Source organism: Psychrobacillus antarcticus, assembly GCF_029533155.1.
GTDB lineage: Bacteria > Bacillota > Bacilli > Bacillales_A > Planococcaceae > Psychrobacillus > Psychrobacillus antarcticus.
Genome location: NZ_JAIZDB010000032.1, coordinates 17,775 through 32,998, shown reverse-complemented (window position 1 = coordinate 32,998; position 15,224 = coordinate 17,775). Strand labels below are relative to the sequence as shown.

The following is a 15,224-nucleotide window of genomic DNA, read 5'->3' as shown; positions in this document are numbered from 1 at the left end:
GGTTACTCCCCTTCTTTCTTCTCGCTTCCTACGTTTTTAAAAACTTTTGCACTGCGCACGTATTCAACATCCGATACGTTTTCTCTCACATTTGCTACGCGTGCAGCTGCGAATAAATAATCCGATAAACGGTTTAAATAGCGTTGTACTACTGTTGGTACATCTTCCTGCGTCTTCGTTAACGTCACAGTCAAACGCTCGGCGCGTCTAGTAACCGTTCGCGCAATATGAAGCGTTGCCGCAGCAGGAGTTCCTCCAGGTAGGATGAATCGTTCTAATACAGGTCCCTCTTCTACTAGCAGATCGATTCGTTTTTCCATTGCTTCAATTGGTTCGTCCGTCATTTTATATACACGGCGATTTGACACATTTGCAAGATCTCCACCACAGTCGAATAACTCATGTTGAATCGTTTCTAAATCCTCTAAAACATCTGCAAATTTTGTGGGATCTAGTTCAGTTACTGCTTTTCCAATAAATGAGTTCAATTCATCAATTGTTCCGTAAGCTTCCACTCGAATATCGTCTTTGTCCGTTCTTCCCCCGATTAAACCTGTTTGTCCCTTGTCACCCGTTTTAGTGTAAATTTTCAATTTGCTCATCTCCCTTTAATGTTTGTGAAATACCATACCAAATTCGTGTTACACTGTCTGCCCTCGTAAAAAGTTGTTGATAAAACCGACCGACGTCATCCCGTAGTTTGCGCATATTTTCCTCCATCGGTACAATTCCTCGACCAATTTCCGTTGCAATGACTAGCACCTCTGCTTGTTCATTCCACTTTTCCATTTTTTCCAGTAACTCTTTGCTTTTTGGTTCTAGCAGATGTTCAACACCAAAAACAACAATCACTTCTATATTTGGCAATAAAATATATGCGTCTGCTTCTACATCCAGCCACTGCACATTGCGTCCTCGGACTCTCTGCTCTACATACGCTCGTTTTCCATTAAATGCTCCACCGAAAATGACGTGCATCGTTTTCCCTCCAATACAGCTTTTTTATCGGGCCATTGTAATGTAAACATGCAGCCATGAGCCACTTCCCAATCCCAAAAACTCTTTTCTATATTTGCATACTTGGTCAATAAAAATCGAATTGGTCCGCCATGTATAACGATTATCGGTTCCGCTAACTTTTCGATTGTTTCCAAGAAAGCTTGTAGCACCCGGCTTTCCATCGCTTGCATCGACTCTCCATTTGGAGGGACTATTTGCCGTGGATTATCAAGCCACTTTCTGTATAGTGCCTGTTCTTTTAATTCATTATATGTTTTTTGTTCCCAATCACCAAAGGAGCATTCTCGAAAATTCGCATTTTCTATATAAGGAATCCCATTAAAAACTTTCGCTGCTGTTTGCTTGCAGCGCATTAAATCGCTGCCGATGATTTGATTAGTTTCATACGCAACTTTTTTCGTTTTTATTCCAGGTATGATCGGTTCGTCGCTCCAGCCAATATACTTTTTGTCTCGATTCCCTTGCGTTGGCAAATGTCTTATGAGAGTAACAATAAAAGGGTTAGCCATAGCACCACCTCCAAAAATTCCACACTTGCACCAAGCAAATCACCAGTAACTCCACCGAAATTTTTCAATACCCAACTGCGGAATATACAAATAAAAGCAACTAACATAGCAGCCATAGTGACGGCAATCATCCAATTCGTCATCCAACCTACTAAACCTAATCCAATAAAAAAGTGACAGGCGGCTGCAACTATGACGACATTCGCATTCATTTTTCCCTTGAAATAGTAAGCAAGCCCGCTCGTTTTCGCGGTATTCGTTATTGAAAATAACAGAACTAGTGTAGCTCTTGAGAAAAAGGGAATTAGCATGACAAAAATCCAATGAAACGATTCTGCTGATATAACCTCAGCTACAATTATTACTTTACCAATGACTAAAAATACAACTGCCATCACACCAAAAGCACCGACTCGCGGATCGTCTAGTATTTCGAATCGCTTTAATCGATCTTTATAGGAAAAAAATGCATCCGAAGTATCGATAAATCCATCCATATGAAGGCCGCCAGAAAGGACAACTCCTACAAGTACGATACAAAACGCCGTCATCAGGGCACTCCAGTCAAAGTAGAGTACTAAACAAGCTATTGCACCAATGCCTGCCCCTATAAAAGGAAAAATACTGTACATCCCTGTAATTGAACGCTTTTCCATCGGCAAGTTTTTATTTACTGGAATGACCGTAAAAAATTGAAGTGCTAGCAAAATGCTACTCATTTTTTCACCGCATCGTTCGTTAATAGACTTATGATTTTTTCCCATATTACATGCTTTTTAAAATGGTTGGCCCATTCGTTAATTTGTTCATCAGAAGCACTTTTACCGCTATTTTCTTCGCCGTCTTCTTCCTCAAATTCATTTGCAAAATAAGGGATAACCCCTAGCACGTCTATTCCTGTGTACGTTTCGATGAAATCGATTCCGTCTTGAAATAAAGAAATATCGCCCTGAAACTTGTTGATAATAATCCCTTTTACTCGCGCTCGTTGCGCTTCAGGCAGCAGTGCAAGCGTACCAACGATGGATGCAAACACTCCGCCGAACTCGATATTAGCTACTAATATTACTGGAGCATCTGCTAAATCAGCAACACGCATATTCACTAACTCACGGTCACGTAAATTTACTTCTACAGGACTTCCCGCCCCTTCTAATATCAAATATTCATACGAGGCAGACAGTTTACTTAAACTATTTTTAATAAGTTCTTGCCCTTTTTCAAAAAATTGCTCTCGGTAGTGCATGCCACTCATTCTATCCAACTTTTTCCCTAAAATAATTATATCTGACTCCATATACCCGGTAGGTTTCAATAATATCGGATTCATTTCTCGTAAATAAGGAGTTCTTGCTGCCCTTGCTTGCAAAGATTGTGAAACGCTTATTTCCAACCCATCTTCTGTATGAATACTTAAGCCCGACATGTTTTGCGATTTAAAAGGGGCCACTTGCTTCCTTTCATTCGCGAGGAGTCGGCAAATAGCTGTACATACCAAACTTTTCCCGACATTTGAAGCAGTACCTTGCACCATTAAGCCCTTCATCTAACTCCCTCATTTCCACTGATGACTTAAACCATATTCCATTTCAAAGACGTAATCAGCCTTAGCAACAAGCTTTTGATGGATTCGCCCTATCCACGCTTGATAAAGAGCTGTATATTCATAATTTGAGATGGGTTCATCGAGCACTTCGTTTGATACAATGACCACTAATTTAGCTTTTTCTAATAACTGATCAATTGCCACATATAGTTGCTCTTCTACTTCCTCCATTTGACCTTCGTACAGTTCATTGGCTAGCCAGGTGGTGACACAATCCCATAGAATGCCGTCATCTTGTTGGATCCCTGGAACTATTTGCTCAAAATGACGCGGTTGCTCGATTGTCACCCACTCAACTAGGTAGTTTTCACGGTCGTGTTGATGCCTTTGTATGCGCTCTTTCATTTCGCTATCTACTGCAACGCCAGAAGCGATATACACATTTCGCTTTGCCTGCTCGCTCATTAAGTAATGTTCCGCGAAACTACTTTTTCCGCTGCGCACACCGCCCGTTATGAAGATAAGTTTTCCACGAACCATGCGGTCATCTCCTTTTGCAAATAGTCCAATTGAGACCTTTCTTTCATTCCCACTCGAAACCATTTGCCGTCTAATCCTTTGAAGTTTTCTGTATGGCGGAGTACGCACCCTTTTGCTAATAAATACTCGAAAAACTCCCTCGAACTAGCAGGTACAGGTAATTGAAAACAGATAAAATTAGTCACAGATGGTAATACAATACAGTTCCACTTCTCTAGAAATATCGTCATGTGTTCACGCATTTCTTTTGCGAAAGCGATTGCTTGCATGCGGTAGTCTTCCTCCAGCAAACATGCTGCTCCAACTGTCGTCGCGATCGCATTGCTATTCCAATGTGGCATTCTTGAACGTATATCGTTAACAATTTGTTTACTTGCCAGCGCGTATCCAAGTCTAATGCCAGGAATAGCGTACATTTTCGTCATCGAACGTACGACAATAACGTTTGGAAAATCTTTTAAATATGAGATAAATGATTCTTTTTCATCAATAAAATCAAGAAATGCTTCATCTAAAATGACTTCACATTTATATATCTTCGCATATTTTGCAATTTGAATAATTTCTTCTAATGGAATTAAATACCCAGTCGGATTATTTGGTCTGCATATGTAAATTACTTCCGCAAACTCTACTTCATCGAGCACTTCGTCCAAAGGGAGTTTCCCAGTTGCGATTATTTCTTTTATGTACACATTGTAAGCTGAAAGGGTTGCTTCATATTCTGAAAAAGTTGGATGAATCAGTACTGCACGTTTATTTTCATAACGTTTTGCCAGACTTGCGAATATTTCCGCTGCGCCATTCCCAACAATCACATTTTCAATCGAAATATCGTGATATTTAGCTGTTGCTGATAAAAACGGTTCTCCCAATGGATCTGGATATTTTGTAATAAGCTGTGCATATGTTGACCATTGTTTAAATACAAACGCTGGTGGCCCTAACGGATTCACATTTTCACTATAGTCAATTACCGTTTCAGGCATTCTAATCCCAAGTCGTTCATATACATGATGGGCATTCGCCCCGTGATTAGGTAATGCCAAATAAAATCCCTCCAATGACCATCATCCACAGCCAAAACAGAACTACAGCTGTATTCAAATGAGAAATAGTGCTTAGTATATGGGTTGGCGATAATGGAACTTCTCCAATGCCCATACGTGCACGATCAGAAACAATCCCTTTATATGTATTCGTGCCGCCAAGTTGAATGCCTAGCTGATAAGCAGTCGCAGCTTCCAAATAGCCACTATTTGGACTTGGATGTTTTTTGGCATCCTGCCACCAGCCTTTCATCCGTTTGCTAAAAGGCAATTCGCTTTCCTTCTTGCCCCATAGCATGATGATATAGCCCGTCAATCGACTCGGAATATAGTTTGCAATGTCATCTAACTTTGCTGCTGCATATCCGAAGTCCTCGTATTTTTCATTTTTGTAACCGACCATGGAATCGAGCGTATTGATCGCTTTATAGACCCAAAGTGCTGGAGCGCCAGCGAATACAAATGCATAAAAAAGTGGAGCCGTTATTCCGTCACTAATATTTTCAGATACTGTTTCCACGACGCCACGTGTAATTTCTTGTTCATCTAATTTATCTGTATCGCGGCCGACAATCCATGAAAGTTTTTGTCTTGCGGACGGTAAATTTTTTGCTATTAATGGTTTGTACACATCCATCGCTGCTGCTTTTAAACTTTTCTGTGCAAGCCCCGATGCGATGAGGATACTTTCTACTGTAATTCCAATCCAAATATGAACAGAATAGGCACCTATTAGAATTGCTACTGTGGCGGAGAAAGTTATTCCGACGACAATAATAACGAGTAAAAACCCTTTTGCCTTGCGCGCTTTTCCTTTATTCAACCAGGATGTCAGCTTTGAGATGAGTGTCCCGATAAATCTAACGGGATGGGGCCAACTTGGTGGATCGCCAATTATTCGGTCTAGTATTAAGCCAATCGCTATAGCTATTATATGCGGACCCATTATAATTCCCAACCTTTAGCTTTTTTGTAGACTTGAATGGCTTCCACTGTACATTCATACACACCAAATCCGATTTTCTTCCCTATTTCCGTGATTGGACCTGCGTATGGAATATGTGTCCCTTTTTGTGTTGCTGCTATTAGGACACTATCGGTTGATGTACCGGTTGCAATCGTTCCCGTACGTGGATCCTTCACTTGCTCAAATGCGAGTGCTTTCGTTTTCGCTTCAGTTGCTGTGATCACCGATTGAATAAAAGCTTCGTCAGAAAGTTCACCGTTGACAATGATCCATGTATTAATGGTTCCAATTGCAGGAAGCATCTCTACTTCATATGCTCTAGATACGTCGACAGCGTTCCCTACTCCTGCGGTAACCATAATGACGATGCTCCCAAAAGGTGTGTCATATTCTTTAATGACAGCATCTGTTGTTTTAACTGCGGTCATCATTCCAACTGTATCCGTTTCGGAAAATCCGCGGTGCGCCAAGTATACAAGCATTTCTTCTTGTACATTATCGCATGCATAGCTAGCATCCACTCTTCTATTAACGAAGTTTTTGTACCATCCACTTCCAGCGTTGATTACTGCGGAGGACCATGTTTTAAGTTGGGTTTCTGCTTGAAAAATAACTAAATCAGCCGAAACTTGAAAATTGGCTGCTGTGATTAGCATTTCATTTCGTTTTTCATTTACATCCGGAAGAATTGTAATTTGAGGCTTCGGGCGTTCTGGGTGGGGATTTGTGCTGATACGAGCTTTGTACACCCTTTCGATTTGATCTTTCTTCACGACTTCATGCGGTGCGCCTATGACTTTTACCTCTCCTTGTTCCATTAAAAGCAGACGATCGCAGTATAATGATGCAAGATTTATATCATGAAATACGCTAATAATTGTGATGCCTTTTTCAATCGCCTGTGTTTTAATCGTATCGAGCAATTGTTTTTGATGTGCAATATCTAGATGGTTAGTCGGTTCATCCAGTAGCAGTAAAGGTGCTTGTTGTGCAAGTGCTTGGGCAACAAAAACGCGTTGCTGTTCGCCACCAGACAATAGATCCAGCATTTGATGTTCGTATCTTTCCATCGCTGTTAGTTTCATCGCTTCGACAACAGCCGCTTCATCTTCATTTGACCACGAAGAAAACAATCCGCTTTGATGGGGATAGCGACCAAGTGCAATCGTATCTCTGACAGAATGGGAAAATGCATGACTATGTAATTGTGGTAATACTGCCATTTTTTTTGCAAGCTCTTTAGATGAATATGATTTTACCGGCTTTCCTTCGATAAAGACATTCCCGGTCTCCATATGTAAAATTCCGCTTATTACTTTTAGCAACGTCGATTTCCCGCTGCCATTTGGACCAAGAATCCCAAGCATTTCACCTTTTTCAACTTCAAAGGAGACGTTTTTAACGATTATTTTACGATCATAGCCACCCGATACATTTTCCACTCGTAACATAGGTTAAATGCCTCCTTTTTTTCGTTGTCTAAAGAAAATAAATGCAAAGACTGGTGCGCCTATAAATGCCGTTATTACACCAATCGGCAACTCTGTTGGTGAAATAATCGTGCGAGACACTAGATCACATACGATTAATAACGCCGCTCCATTTATAAAGCTAAGCGGTAACACATGACGATTGTCGGAACCAAATAACAGTCTTGTCATATGCGGAACGACAAGTCCTACAAATCCAATCGTTCCTGATACCGCAACTGCCGTCCCCGTCAGCATGGAGCCACCTATTAAAATCATCATTTTGCGTTTTTTCACGTTGACCCCTAAATGCATTGCACGTTCTTCCCCAAACAACATCGCATTTAACTCTCTTCTGTTTAACCATAATAATAATGTACCTATAATGATAAATGGTAGTGCCATTTGTACAAAACTCCATCCGCGCATCGACACACTTCCGAGGAGCCAACCAATGATTTGCCTTAATTCTTCTCCTGTCAGCGCAATCATTAATGAAATGACAGAACCTAAAAAAGAACTAAATATAATACCAGTTAAAATAATAGTTTCCATTTTCATCGAGCGATCGACTAGCTTGGCAAATGAAATAACAAGTAGCATCGTAACTAAAGCCCCGATCATACTGAAAACCGGCAATGTATATATTCCTAAAAATGGCACCGAAATACCGAAAAAGAGCGTAGCCACGGCACCAACTGAGGCACCGGACGACACTCCTAACGTATAAGGATCTGCAAGCGGATTTTTTAATAACCCTTGAAATGCAGCACCAGCAATGGCTAGTGATGCACCAACTAGCCCAGCAAGCACTACACGTGGCATGCGAATCTTCCAAACGATATTGGTCGCGATTGCATCTGCTCCCGTATCCCATAATGTGCTGATCGGTACCTTGACGGATCCGACCGATACACCAAGCCAAATTGCAACGAAAAGCGCAATGATGGACAAGATGTAGCCGATCAATGTTTTATTCACTAAAAGCCTCTGGATAAATTGCTTTCGCTACTTCTTCTAATCCTTCTGCTAGACGTGGACCTGTACGACTTGTTAAGTTTTCATCTACTTGGACAACTTCATTGTTTTTCACAGCTGTAATCGAATCAAACCCATCACGAGCTTTCACGCTTTCTACAATACCTTCAACATAGTTATACATCACTATAATTACATCCGGGTTACGTTTAACAATTTCTTCAGGCTCCATTATAAACCAGCCTTCTTGATCTGCTGCAATATTTTCAGCATTCACTATATCTAAAATTTCTTGCATAAACGTCCCTTTACCAGGTGTATAAATTTGCGGAACATCCGAAGTTTCAACGAATACCGTTTTCTTCGTTTCTACATTTGCAACTTTCTCTTTCACTTCTTCTACTTTTACTTTCATATCTTCGACAATTTTTTGTGCCTCTGCTAATTTTCCAGTAGCACGGCCAATTTCCTCAATAGTTGTATATGTTTCATTGAAGTCCATTGCATTTTTTACAACGTATACTTTCACTCCAGCATCACGAATTTGTTGTATTCCAGCTTCTCCCATACCTAGGGCAGACTCATGCGCAAATACGATATCCGGATTCATTGCTACGATTTTCTCTACACTGAACTCCACTCCACCGATTTTCTCTTTTTCAAGCGCTTCCTCTGGATAATTATCATAATCATTTACACCAACGATTTCTTCATTTAAATCAAGTGCAAATAAAATTTCTGTATTACTTGGTTGCATAGAAACAATCGTTTTTGGTGCTTCTTCCAATGTAATTTCTTCACCGACCGCATCGGTCATTGTTATTGGGAAAGTCGTTTCATCTGAAACTTGCTCATCTACTGTCACTTCTTGTTGCGTATTGTCATTATTTTTTGCAGGTTTTACCTCTTCTTGTCCACATCCTACTAGCAACAGTACTGCTAAAGCGGATGTCATCCATAATTGCCAAAATTTCTTCATTTTACATTCCTCCTAAATTAAGCCAATAAAAAATCTCCCATCCTTTAGATGAGAGATAGATAGGTATAAATCTGCACGAAGTAACAACGAATCAGATCTACACCAAACCTATCCTCGTAGGTAACGGGCGTAAAGCATACAGGCAGGTTTTCTGACTCATGATGTGTTGCATCACTTACAGTGGCGGGACCGCGCTGGACTCTAACCAGCTTCCCTTTTAACTCTAGCAATCCATTACTAGAGCACCTCTATGCATTAAATTATTCATATTGCTTTGCATTCATTATACCTTATATTTTTGGACTGTCGACTTCATTTTTGGAAATTGAGCTTTCTGACCTTTGGGTTGGGGATGGTGGCAGCAGAAGTTCTCTCTCGTATAGTCCGGTCGCTCTCGTAAAGATGCTCGCCTCTCTCGTATAGCAGGAGTTCTCTCTCGTATAGCCCGGTCGCTCTCGTATAGATGCTCGCCTCTCTCGTATAGCAGAAGTTCTCTCTCGTATAGATGCTCGCCTCTCTCGTATAGCAGGAGTTCTCTCTCGTATAGCCCGGTCGCTCTCGTATAGATGCTCGCCTCTCTCGTATAGCAGAAGTTCTCTCTCGTATACCCCGGTCGCTCTCGTATAGATGCTCGCCTCTCTCGTATAGCAGGAGTTCTCTCTCGTATAGCCCGGTCGCTCTCGTATAGATGCTCGCCTCTCTCGTATAGCAGAAGTTCTCTCTCGTATAAGCAGTTACTTGCGCTTGATTGCTGTTTACCCACCCTCAGCCGACTTTTACTCGCGCTCAAGTTGGAAATACTTGCGGACCTGCGAAGTTTACACGCTCTTCTGCGGCGTTTACTGGCGTTCAGGATATAATTTCCAAATTTTAATATGGAAATTAGAAAACCCTCGACCATGGTGGTCGAGGGTTTTCAGTTTGATTTTACATTTGTTCTGGAGCAGATACACCAAGCAGGCGTAATGCATTGGCGATTGTTTCGCGCGCAGCTGTTACTAGTGCCAGACGGGCTTCTGTTTGTGGAACGTTATCGGCATTTAGTACTTTGTCTGCGTTATAGAAGCTATGGAATGTCGTAGCTAATTCTTGGATATAAATTGCTATACGGTGAGGGGCACGAAGTTTTGCAGCATCTGCAACTATTTGTGGGAAGTCCCCAATTTTTTTCAATAAATCTAATTCTTTTTCACTTTGCAATAATTCAAGTGAATCGGTCGATACTTTCATTCCTTGCGTTTCTGCTGATCTTAAAATCGAGCAAATACGCGCGTGTGCATATTGCGCGTAGAACACTGGGTTTTCATTGGATTGAGAAACAGCTAAGTCTAGATCGAAGTCCATATGCGAGTCACCTGAACGCATACCGAAGAAATAACGGACTGCATCTAGCCCTACTTCTTCTACAAGCTCACGCATTGTAACAGCTTTCCCTGTACGTTTACTCATTTTCATTTTTTCGCCGTCTTTATATAATTGAACCATTTGAATAATCGATACTTCTAGTTTTCCGCGCCCATATCCAAGCGCTTCAATAGCTGCTTTCATACGTGGGATGTAACCGTGGTGGTCAGCACCCCAAATATTAATCAGTTGATCGAATCCACGAACGAGTTTATCTTCATGGTACGCAATGTCTGGCAATAAATAGGTGAAAGATCCGTCACTTTTAATAAGTACGCGATCTTTATCATCTCCAAATGTAGTAGAACGGAACCAAGTTGCTCCTTCTTCTTCAAAAATATGGCCATTTGCACGTAATTTATCTAAAGCAATTTCGATTTTGCCGTTCTCATATAAGGAAGTTTCCGAGAACCAGTGATCAAAATCAACGCGGAAATCCGCTAAATCTTTTTGTAGTTTTGCAAGCTCTACTTTTAAGCCATGTGCACGGAATGCTTTGTAACGTTCTTCATCCGACATGGATACGAATTTATCGCCATGTTCTGCAACTAGAGCCGTAGCGATGTCTTTAATATCTTGCCCATGGTAGCCACCTTCCGGCATTTCTTTGTCTAGTCCTAGTGCTTGGAAGTAGCGAGCTTCAATCGAAATAGCTAAATTGTGAATTTGGTTTCCTGCGTCATTAATATAATATTCGCGGGCAACATCAAATCCAGCAAAATCCAGCACATTACATAAAGAATCTCCTACAGACGCTCCACGTGCGTGCCCTAAATGCAAGTCACCAGTTGGATTCGCTGAAACAAATTCCACTTGAACTTTTTCTCCCTCACCTGAAGTTGAACGGCCATAGTTTTCTTTATCTGTAATGGCAGCCTTTATTACATCCTGTAAGTAATCTTTACGAACCGTGATATTCATAAATCCTGGACCTGCAATATCAATTTTCTCCATCATTGTTCCAGACATATCAAGGTTTTCAACGATTGACTCTGCCACTTGACGAGGATTCTTTTTTGCTAGCTTTGTTAGCTGCATGGCAATATTTGTTGCATAATCACCATTTGCTTTGTCTCTTGGTGTTTCCAGTTGGATAGCAGGAATTTGCTCTTCAGTTACAAGTTCCGCTTTCAATATTGCTTGTTGTAATGCGTCTTTAATGGATTGTTGTACTTTTTCTACTGCGTTCATTTATTCCGCCTCCGTATAAATTAGTTCTAATGTATAAGTACCAGCAACTTCATCATTTATTATTAACTCATATTCAACTTGAAAATGACCTTCATCAAAATGCAGCTGCTTTGTATTTGTTGTAATCATTAATGTGCCATATGGTGTATCATAACTTCCAGTTTGAAGTTCTCCATGTTCCAATGGCAGACGCATTTTCACTCCACCACTTCGTAAGATCAAAGCAGTCTTTCCGCTTAGCTTCACAGTTGTTCGAACGACCTTTTCATCTTGCACTTCTTCATAAACTAAATAATGCTGAGTACCCTTTAGTGTTAAAGTACCTTTCGTTTCTAAGTTGATGGTTTCTTGTTGGACATTGGGATGACGAATCGTGGAAACTAATCGTATATTTACTGTCTTTTGTAATGCTTGGGACATGCCTATCATCCTTTGGAGAAATTTTATTTACGCTAGCTCGAAATCGATTTTAACTAACTGTTTCACACTATCCTTATATTTTACTATAACCTTCATATTATATCTTAAATTTAATGAATGTGACAACTAATGACGCAAAAAGTAAGTTATACACTATTCATGTCGAAAGGGGTATAATAGACTAAGATAATTTGAGAAGGTGACCAATGTGCTTATTGACTTTATTATTAATTTTTGTATTCTATTTACTTTTGCTATTCTTATCTATATTCCATTTCAAAATAGGTTAAATGTGTATATTCCATCTACCAGATACAACCCAATTATTGTTGGAATACTCAGTGGTTTAACCGGTTGTTTATTAATGTTAACTTCTATAAATATTTCTGATTTAGTTATTTTGGATGGAAGAATGGCAGTTATTGCACTATCCGGTGTCCTGGGAGGCCCACTTGCACCTATTTTAAGCGGGACTATTATTGGGGTGTTCCGTATCTTTATGTACGGATATTCTACAAGTGCGCTGATCGCCGGAAGTACCACTATTATTGCGGGACTGGTCATTGGAATCTGGAGTTGGAAGAAAAGGATGACCTTTCAAAACGTCTCCTCCTATTTTGGATATTCAATTGTACAAACCTCAATTGTATTGGGTATATTAGGCAATTGGAAATTGGAAGGTTGGTTGGCAATAATAAGTTTTATCTTGTATTCTATTTTGTCTTTTTCCATTATCTTCGTCGTTTTAAAACAACTTAACAACCTTTTTGAAAAGATTAAACAAATTGAAGAGATATCTGTAACAGACTACCTCACTGGCTTGAATAATAACCGGAAATTTCAAGAATATACTCAAAATCTTTTATCAAAAAATGAGGTATTTTCACTTCTTTTGCTGGATATCGACTTTTTCAAAAAAGTAAATGATACATATGGACACCCTGTTGGGGACGAAGTATTGAAAGAATTGGCACTCCGAATAAAAGACACTAGTAAACCCTTTAGAGGTATTGTTTCTCGAAATGGAGGAGAAGAGTTTTCCGTTCTCCTATCAGATACGACTGATGAAAAGAGTTTAGAAATTGCTAATCTTATTAGACAAGCAATAGAAAAAAAGCATTTTCAAATTTCATCAGGCGAAAAACTACAGATTACCATCTCAGGTGGCATTAGCACTTTCCCACAAAATGCAGTTACTTTTCATGAGTTATACAAACTTGCAGATGAAGCCCTTTACCTAGCTAAAACTTCAGGGAGAAATAAAGTAGTACATATCAAGCAAAATAAAAAAACGTGATGCGCTTATGCCATCACGTTTTTTATATTACTTGACCCACCCTAAGATCATTTCCCGTAGTAACTTACTAGCAGTATTAACTGTCTGTTCCGATGGGTCGTAAATTGGTGCTACTTCGACTAAATCGAAGCCTACTACATTTACGCCGGAGTTTGCGATTGCGTAGATGGAAGCAAGTAGCTCGCGGCTAGTGATTCCTCCGCAGTCTACAGTTCCGGTTCCAGGTGCGTGAGCTGGGTCGAGTACGTCGATGTCGATTGTTACATAGACGGGACGTCCTTCTAGTGTTGGTAACACTTTTTTCAAAGGCTCTAACACTTCGAATTTATGAATTTGCATGCCATTTTCTTTTGCCCAGTCGAACTCTTCTTTCATGCCAGAACGGATTCCGAATGAGTAGACGTTTTTAGGACCGATATATTCGGCAATTTTACGGATTGGGGTCGAGTGGGAAAGCGGTTCTCCTTCGTACTCTTCGCGTAAATCTGTATGCGCGTCCATATGAATAATCGCAAGATTGTCATAGTTGTCTGCCACTGTTTTCATTACTGGCCATGACACTAGATGTTCGCCACCCATGCCTATTGGGATTTTTCCGTTTATCAATAATTGACGAATAAAACCGGCAATTAACTCTAAACTTTTCTCCGCATTACCGAATGGTAGTGGAATATCCCCTGCATCAAAATAGTTGACGTCATCTAGCTCGCGATCCAGATACGGGCTATATTCCTCTAAGCCAATTGATGCTTCCCGAATACGCCCAGGTCCAAAGCGTGAGCCCGGGCGGTAGCTTACAGTCCAGTCCATTGGCATTCCATAAATGACTGCCTGTGCTTCATCATAATTTTTTTTGCTTTTTATAAAAACATTTCCTGAGTATTCTTCACTAAATCGCATAGACTTACTCTCCTGCAAGATCTTTCACAAATTTTGGTAGTACGAATGCCGCTTTGTGAAGCTCTTTTGTGTAATATTTTGTGTCAATATCAAAGAATTGCTCGTCCGGAACTAGAAGTGGATCATACTTTTTAGATCCAATTGTAAAACACCATAGGCCGCTTGGATATGTAGGAATGTTTGCCAAATACATATTTGTTATTGGGAAAATTTCCTTCACGTCTTTTTGAACTTGGCGGATCAAATCTGCCTTAAACCATGGGTTGTCTGATTGCGCAACGAATAGACCGTCTTCTTTTAAGGCTCTAGAAATGCCAGCATAAAAGCCTTTTGTAAATAGATTTACTGCTGGGCCTACTGGTTCCGTAGAATCTACCATAATCACATCGTATTCATTTTCAGACTCAGCGATATGCATGAAACCGTCGCCTACTTTTACGTCTACGCGAGGATTTTCTAATTCACATGCAATTTCTGGTAAGTATATTTTTGAGTACTCAATTACTTTTCCATCTATATCAACAAGTGTAGCTTTCTTCACTTTTGGATGTTTCATAATTTCACGAATTACTCCACCGTCTCCACCACCAACTACTAACACATTTTCAGGGTTCGGATGTGTGAATAAAGGCACATGCGCCACCATTTCATGGTATACAAATTCATCTCTTTGCGAGGTCATTACCATGCCATCTAAAAAGAGCATATTTCCCCATTCTTCTGTTTCTGCCATTTCTAGCAATTGAAAATCTGTTTGCTCGGTATGAAGAGTGCGTTTCACCTTCATTGTGACGCCAAAATTCTCGGTTTGCTTCTCTGTAAACCAAAATCCAGCCATTTATCTATCTCCATTTCTATAAAGGGTTTTAGTACTTATATAAAATATAAATACATTGAAAGTATAGTGCTTTTTGACAAAAGTGCAATACTTTTTTGTTTACCGGTTTAATTTGAA

Annotated in this window: 16 protein-coding genes and 1 riboswitch; of the genes, 1 reads left to right on the top strand and 15 read right to left on the bottom strand. The window is 40.1% G+C overall.

The features are described 5' to 3' along the window. Positions 1-2: 2 nt before the first annotated feature. The 13 genes from LDK52_RS15875 to LDK52_RS15815 all read right to left on the bottom strand — a co-directional run bounded on the left by LDK52_RS15875 (position 3) and on the right by LDK52_RS15815 (position 12,072). Positions 3-593: a cob(I)yrinic acid a,c-diamide adenosyltransferase gene (locus tag LDK52_RS15875; RefSeq protein WP_277586921.1), complete on the bottom strand. Its 591-nt coding sequence runs from the start codon at positions 591-593 to the stop codon at positions 3-5. Next, on the bottom strand, positions 577-978 hold the full coding sequence (locus tag LDK52_RS15870; protein ID WP_277586920.1) for a bifunctional adenosylcobinamide kinase/adenosylcobinamide-phosphate guanylyltransferase: 402 nt from the start codon (positions 976-978) through the stop codon (positions 577-579). Before LDK52_RS15870 ends, LDK52_RS15875 begins: the two co-directional genes overlap by 17 nt. Next, entirely contained in the window at positions 930-1,529 is a 600-nt protein-coding gene (locus LDK52_RS15865; RefSeq protein ID WP_277586919.1) for a histidine phosphatase family protein, read from the bottom strand. The genes LDK52_RS15870 and LDK52_RS15865 overlap by 49 nt, the downstream gene beginning before the upstream one ends. Next, on the bottom strand, positions 1,499-2,248 hold the full coding sequence (gene cobS, locus LDK52_RS15860) for an adenosylcobinamide-GDP ribazoletransferase (protein ID WP_277586918.1): 750 nt from the start codon (positions 2,246-2,248) through the stop codon (positions 1,499-1,501). The genes LDK52_RS15865 and cobS overlap by 31 nt, the downstream gene beginning before the upstream one ends. Next, complete coding sequence (locus LDK52_RS15855) at positions 2,245-3,075, bottom strand: cobyric acid synthase (RefSeq protein ID WP_277586917.1); 831 nt, start codon at positions 3,073-3,075, stop codon at positions 2,245-2,247. Before LDK52_RS15855 ends, cobS begins: the two co-directional genes overlap by 4 nt. Positions 3,076-3,084: 9 nt before the next feature. Continuing rightward, positions 3,085-3,615 carry a bifunctional adenosylcobinamide kinase/adenosylcobinamide-phosphate guanylyltransferase gene (locus LDK52_RS15850; protein ID WP_277586916.1) on the bottom strand — a complete coding sequence of 177 codons (531 nt, stop codon included), beginning with the start codon at positions 3,613-3,615 and terminating at the stop codon, positions 3,085-3,087. After that, positions 3,588-4,664: a pyridoxal phosphate-dependent aminotransferase gene (locus LDK52_RS15845; RefSeq protein ID WP_277586915.1), complete on the bottom strand. Its 1,077-nt coding sequence runs from the start codon at positions 4,662-4,664 to the stop codon at positions 3,588-3,590. Before LDK52_RS15845 ends, LDK52_RS15850 begins: the two co-directional genes overlap by 28 nt. After that, the gene (cbiB, locus tag LDK52_RS15840) at positions 4,651-5,610 is read right to left on the bottom strand and encodes an adenosylcobinamide-phosphate synthase CbiB (protein ID WP_277586914.1); all 960 of its coding nucleotides are present in this window, start codon (positions 5,608-5,610) and stop codon (positions 4,651-4,653) included. The genes LDK52_RS15845 and cbiB overlap by 14 nt, the downstream gene beginning before the upstream one ends. Further along, positions 5,610-7,082, bottom strand: coding sequence for an adenosylcobinamide amidohydrolase (locus LDK52_RS15835; RefSeq protein WP_277586913.1), 1,473 nt, complete (start codon positions 7,080-7,082; stop codon positions 5,610-5,612). The genes cbiB and LDK52_RS15835 overlap by 1 nt, the downstream gene beginning before the upstream one ends. A 3-nt stretch (positions 7,083-7,085) precedes the next feature. After that, positions 7,086-8,081, bottom strand: a complete 996-nt coding sequence (locus LDK52_RS15830; RefSeq protein ID WP_277586912.1) for a FecCD family ABC transporter permease — start codon at positions 8,079-8,081, stop codon at positions 7,086-7,088. Beyond that, on the bottom strand, positions 8,074-9,057 hold the full coding sequence (locus LDK52_RS15825) for an ABC transporter substrate-binding protein (protein WP_277586911.1): 984 nt from the start codon (positions 9,055-9,057) through the stop codon (positions 8,074-8,076). The genes LDK52_RS15830 and LDK52_RS15825 overlap by 8 nt, the downstream gene beginning before the upstream one ends. Positions 9,058-9,181: 124 nt before the next feature. After that, positions 9,182-9,322, bottom strand: a riboswitch (cobalamin riboswitch). Between the two features lie 662 nt (positions 9,323-9,984). After that, the gene (gene argS / locus LDK52_RS15820; RefSeq protein ID WP_277586910.1) at positions 9,985-11,652 is read right to left on the bottom strand and encodes an arginine--tRNA ligase; all 1,668 of its coding nucleotides are present in this window, start codon (positions 11,650-11,652) and stop codon (positions 9,985-9,987) included. Next, complete coding sequence (locus LDK52_RS15815; RefSeq protein ID WP_277586909.1) at positions 11,653-12,072, bottom strand: YwiB family protein; 420 nt, start codon at positions 12,070-12,072, stop codon at positions 11,653-11,655. Positions 12,073-12,280: 208 nt separating this feature from the next. Between LDK52_RS15815 and LDK52_RS15810 the strand changes: the two genes are divergently transcribed. Further along, a complete protein-coding gene (locus LDK52_RS15810) occupies positions 12,281-13,369 on the top strand; it encodes a diguanylate cyclase (protein ID WP_277586908.1) in 1,089 nt (362 codons plus the stop codon). A 27-nt stretch (positions 13,370-13,396) separates the two neighbouring features. On the opposite strand, the gene speB is transcribed toward LDK52_RS15810, so the two are convergent. Together speB and speE are read right to left on the bottom strand one after the other, a co-directional pair. Further along, positions 13,397-14,269, bottom strand: a complete 873-nt coding sequence (gene speB / locus LDK52_RS15805; protein ID WP_277586907.1) for an agmatinase — start codon at positions 14,267-14,269, stop codon at positions 13,397-13,399. 4 nt (positions 14,270-14,273) lie between these two features. Next, entirely contained in the window at positions 14,274-15,107 is an 834-nt protein-coding gene (gene speE / locus LDK52_RS15800) for a spermidine synthase (RefSeq protein WP_277586906.1), read from the bottom strand. Between the last annotated feature and the right edge of the window lie 117 nt (positions 15,108-15,224).

Bases quoted from the DNA above. Each gene is read 5' to 3' on its own strand.
- LDK52_RS15865 (WP_277586919.1), bottom strand. From the start codon at position 1,529: ATGGCTAACCCTTTTATTGTTACTCTCATAAGACATTTGCCAACGCAA.
- LDK52_RS15815 (WP_277586909.1), bottom strand. From the start codon at position 12,072: ATGTCCCAAGCATTACAAAAGACAGTAAATATACGATTAGTTTCCACG.
- speE (WP_277586906.1), bottom strand. From the start codon at position 15,107: ATGGCTGGATTTTGGTTTACAGAGAAGCAAACCGAGAATTTTGGCGTC.
- LDK52_RS15835 (WP_277586913.1), bottom strand. From the start codon at position 7,082: ATGTTACGAGTGGAAAATGTATCGGGTGGCTATGATCGTAAAATAATC.
- cbiB (WP_277586914.1), bottom strand. From the start codon at position 5,610: ATGGGTCCGCATATAATAGCTATAGCGATTGGCTTAATACTAGACCGA.
- argS (WP_277586910.1), bottom strand. From the start codon at position 11,652: ATGAACGCAGTAGAAAAAGTACAACAATCCATTAAAGACGCATTACAA.
- LDK52_RS15825 (WP_277586911.1), bottom strand. From the start codon at position 9,057: ATGAAGAAATTTTGGCAATTATGGATGACATCCGCTTTAGCAGTACTG.
- LDK52_RS15870 (WP_277586920.1), bottom strand. From the start codon at position 978: ATGCACGTCATTTTCGGTGGAGCATTTAATGGAAAACGAGCGTATGTA.
- LDK52_RS15855 (WP_277586917.1), bottom strand. From the start codon at position 3,075: ATGAAGGGCTTAATGGTGCAAGGTACTGCTTCAAATGTCGGGAAAAGT.
- LDK52_RS15850 (WP_277586916.1), bottom strand. From the start codon at position 3,615: ATGGTTCGTGGAAAACTTATCTTCATAACGGGCGGTGTGCGCAGCGGA.
- speB (WP_277586907.1), bottom strand. From the start codon at position 14,269: ATGCGATTTAGTGAAGAATACTCAGGAAATGTTTTTATAAAAAGCAAA.
- cobS (WP_277586918.1), bottom strand. From the start codon at position 2,248: ATGAGTAGCATTTTGCTAGCACTTCAATTTTTTACGGTCATTCCAGTA.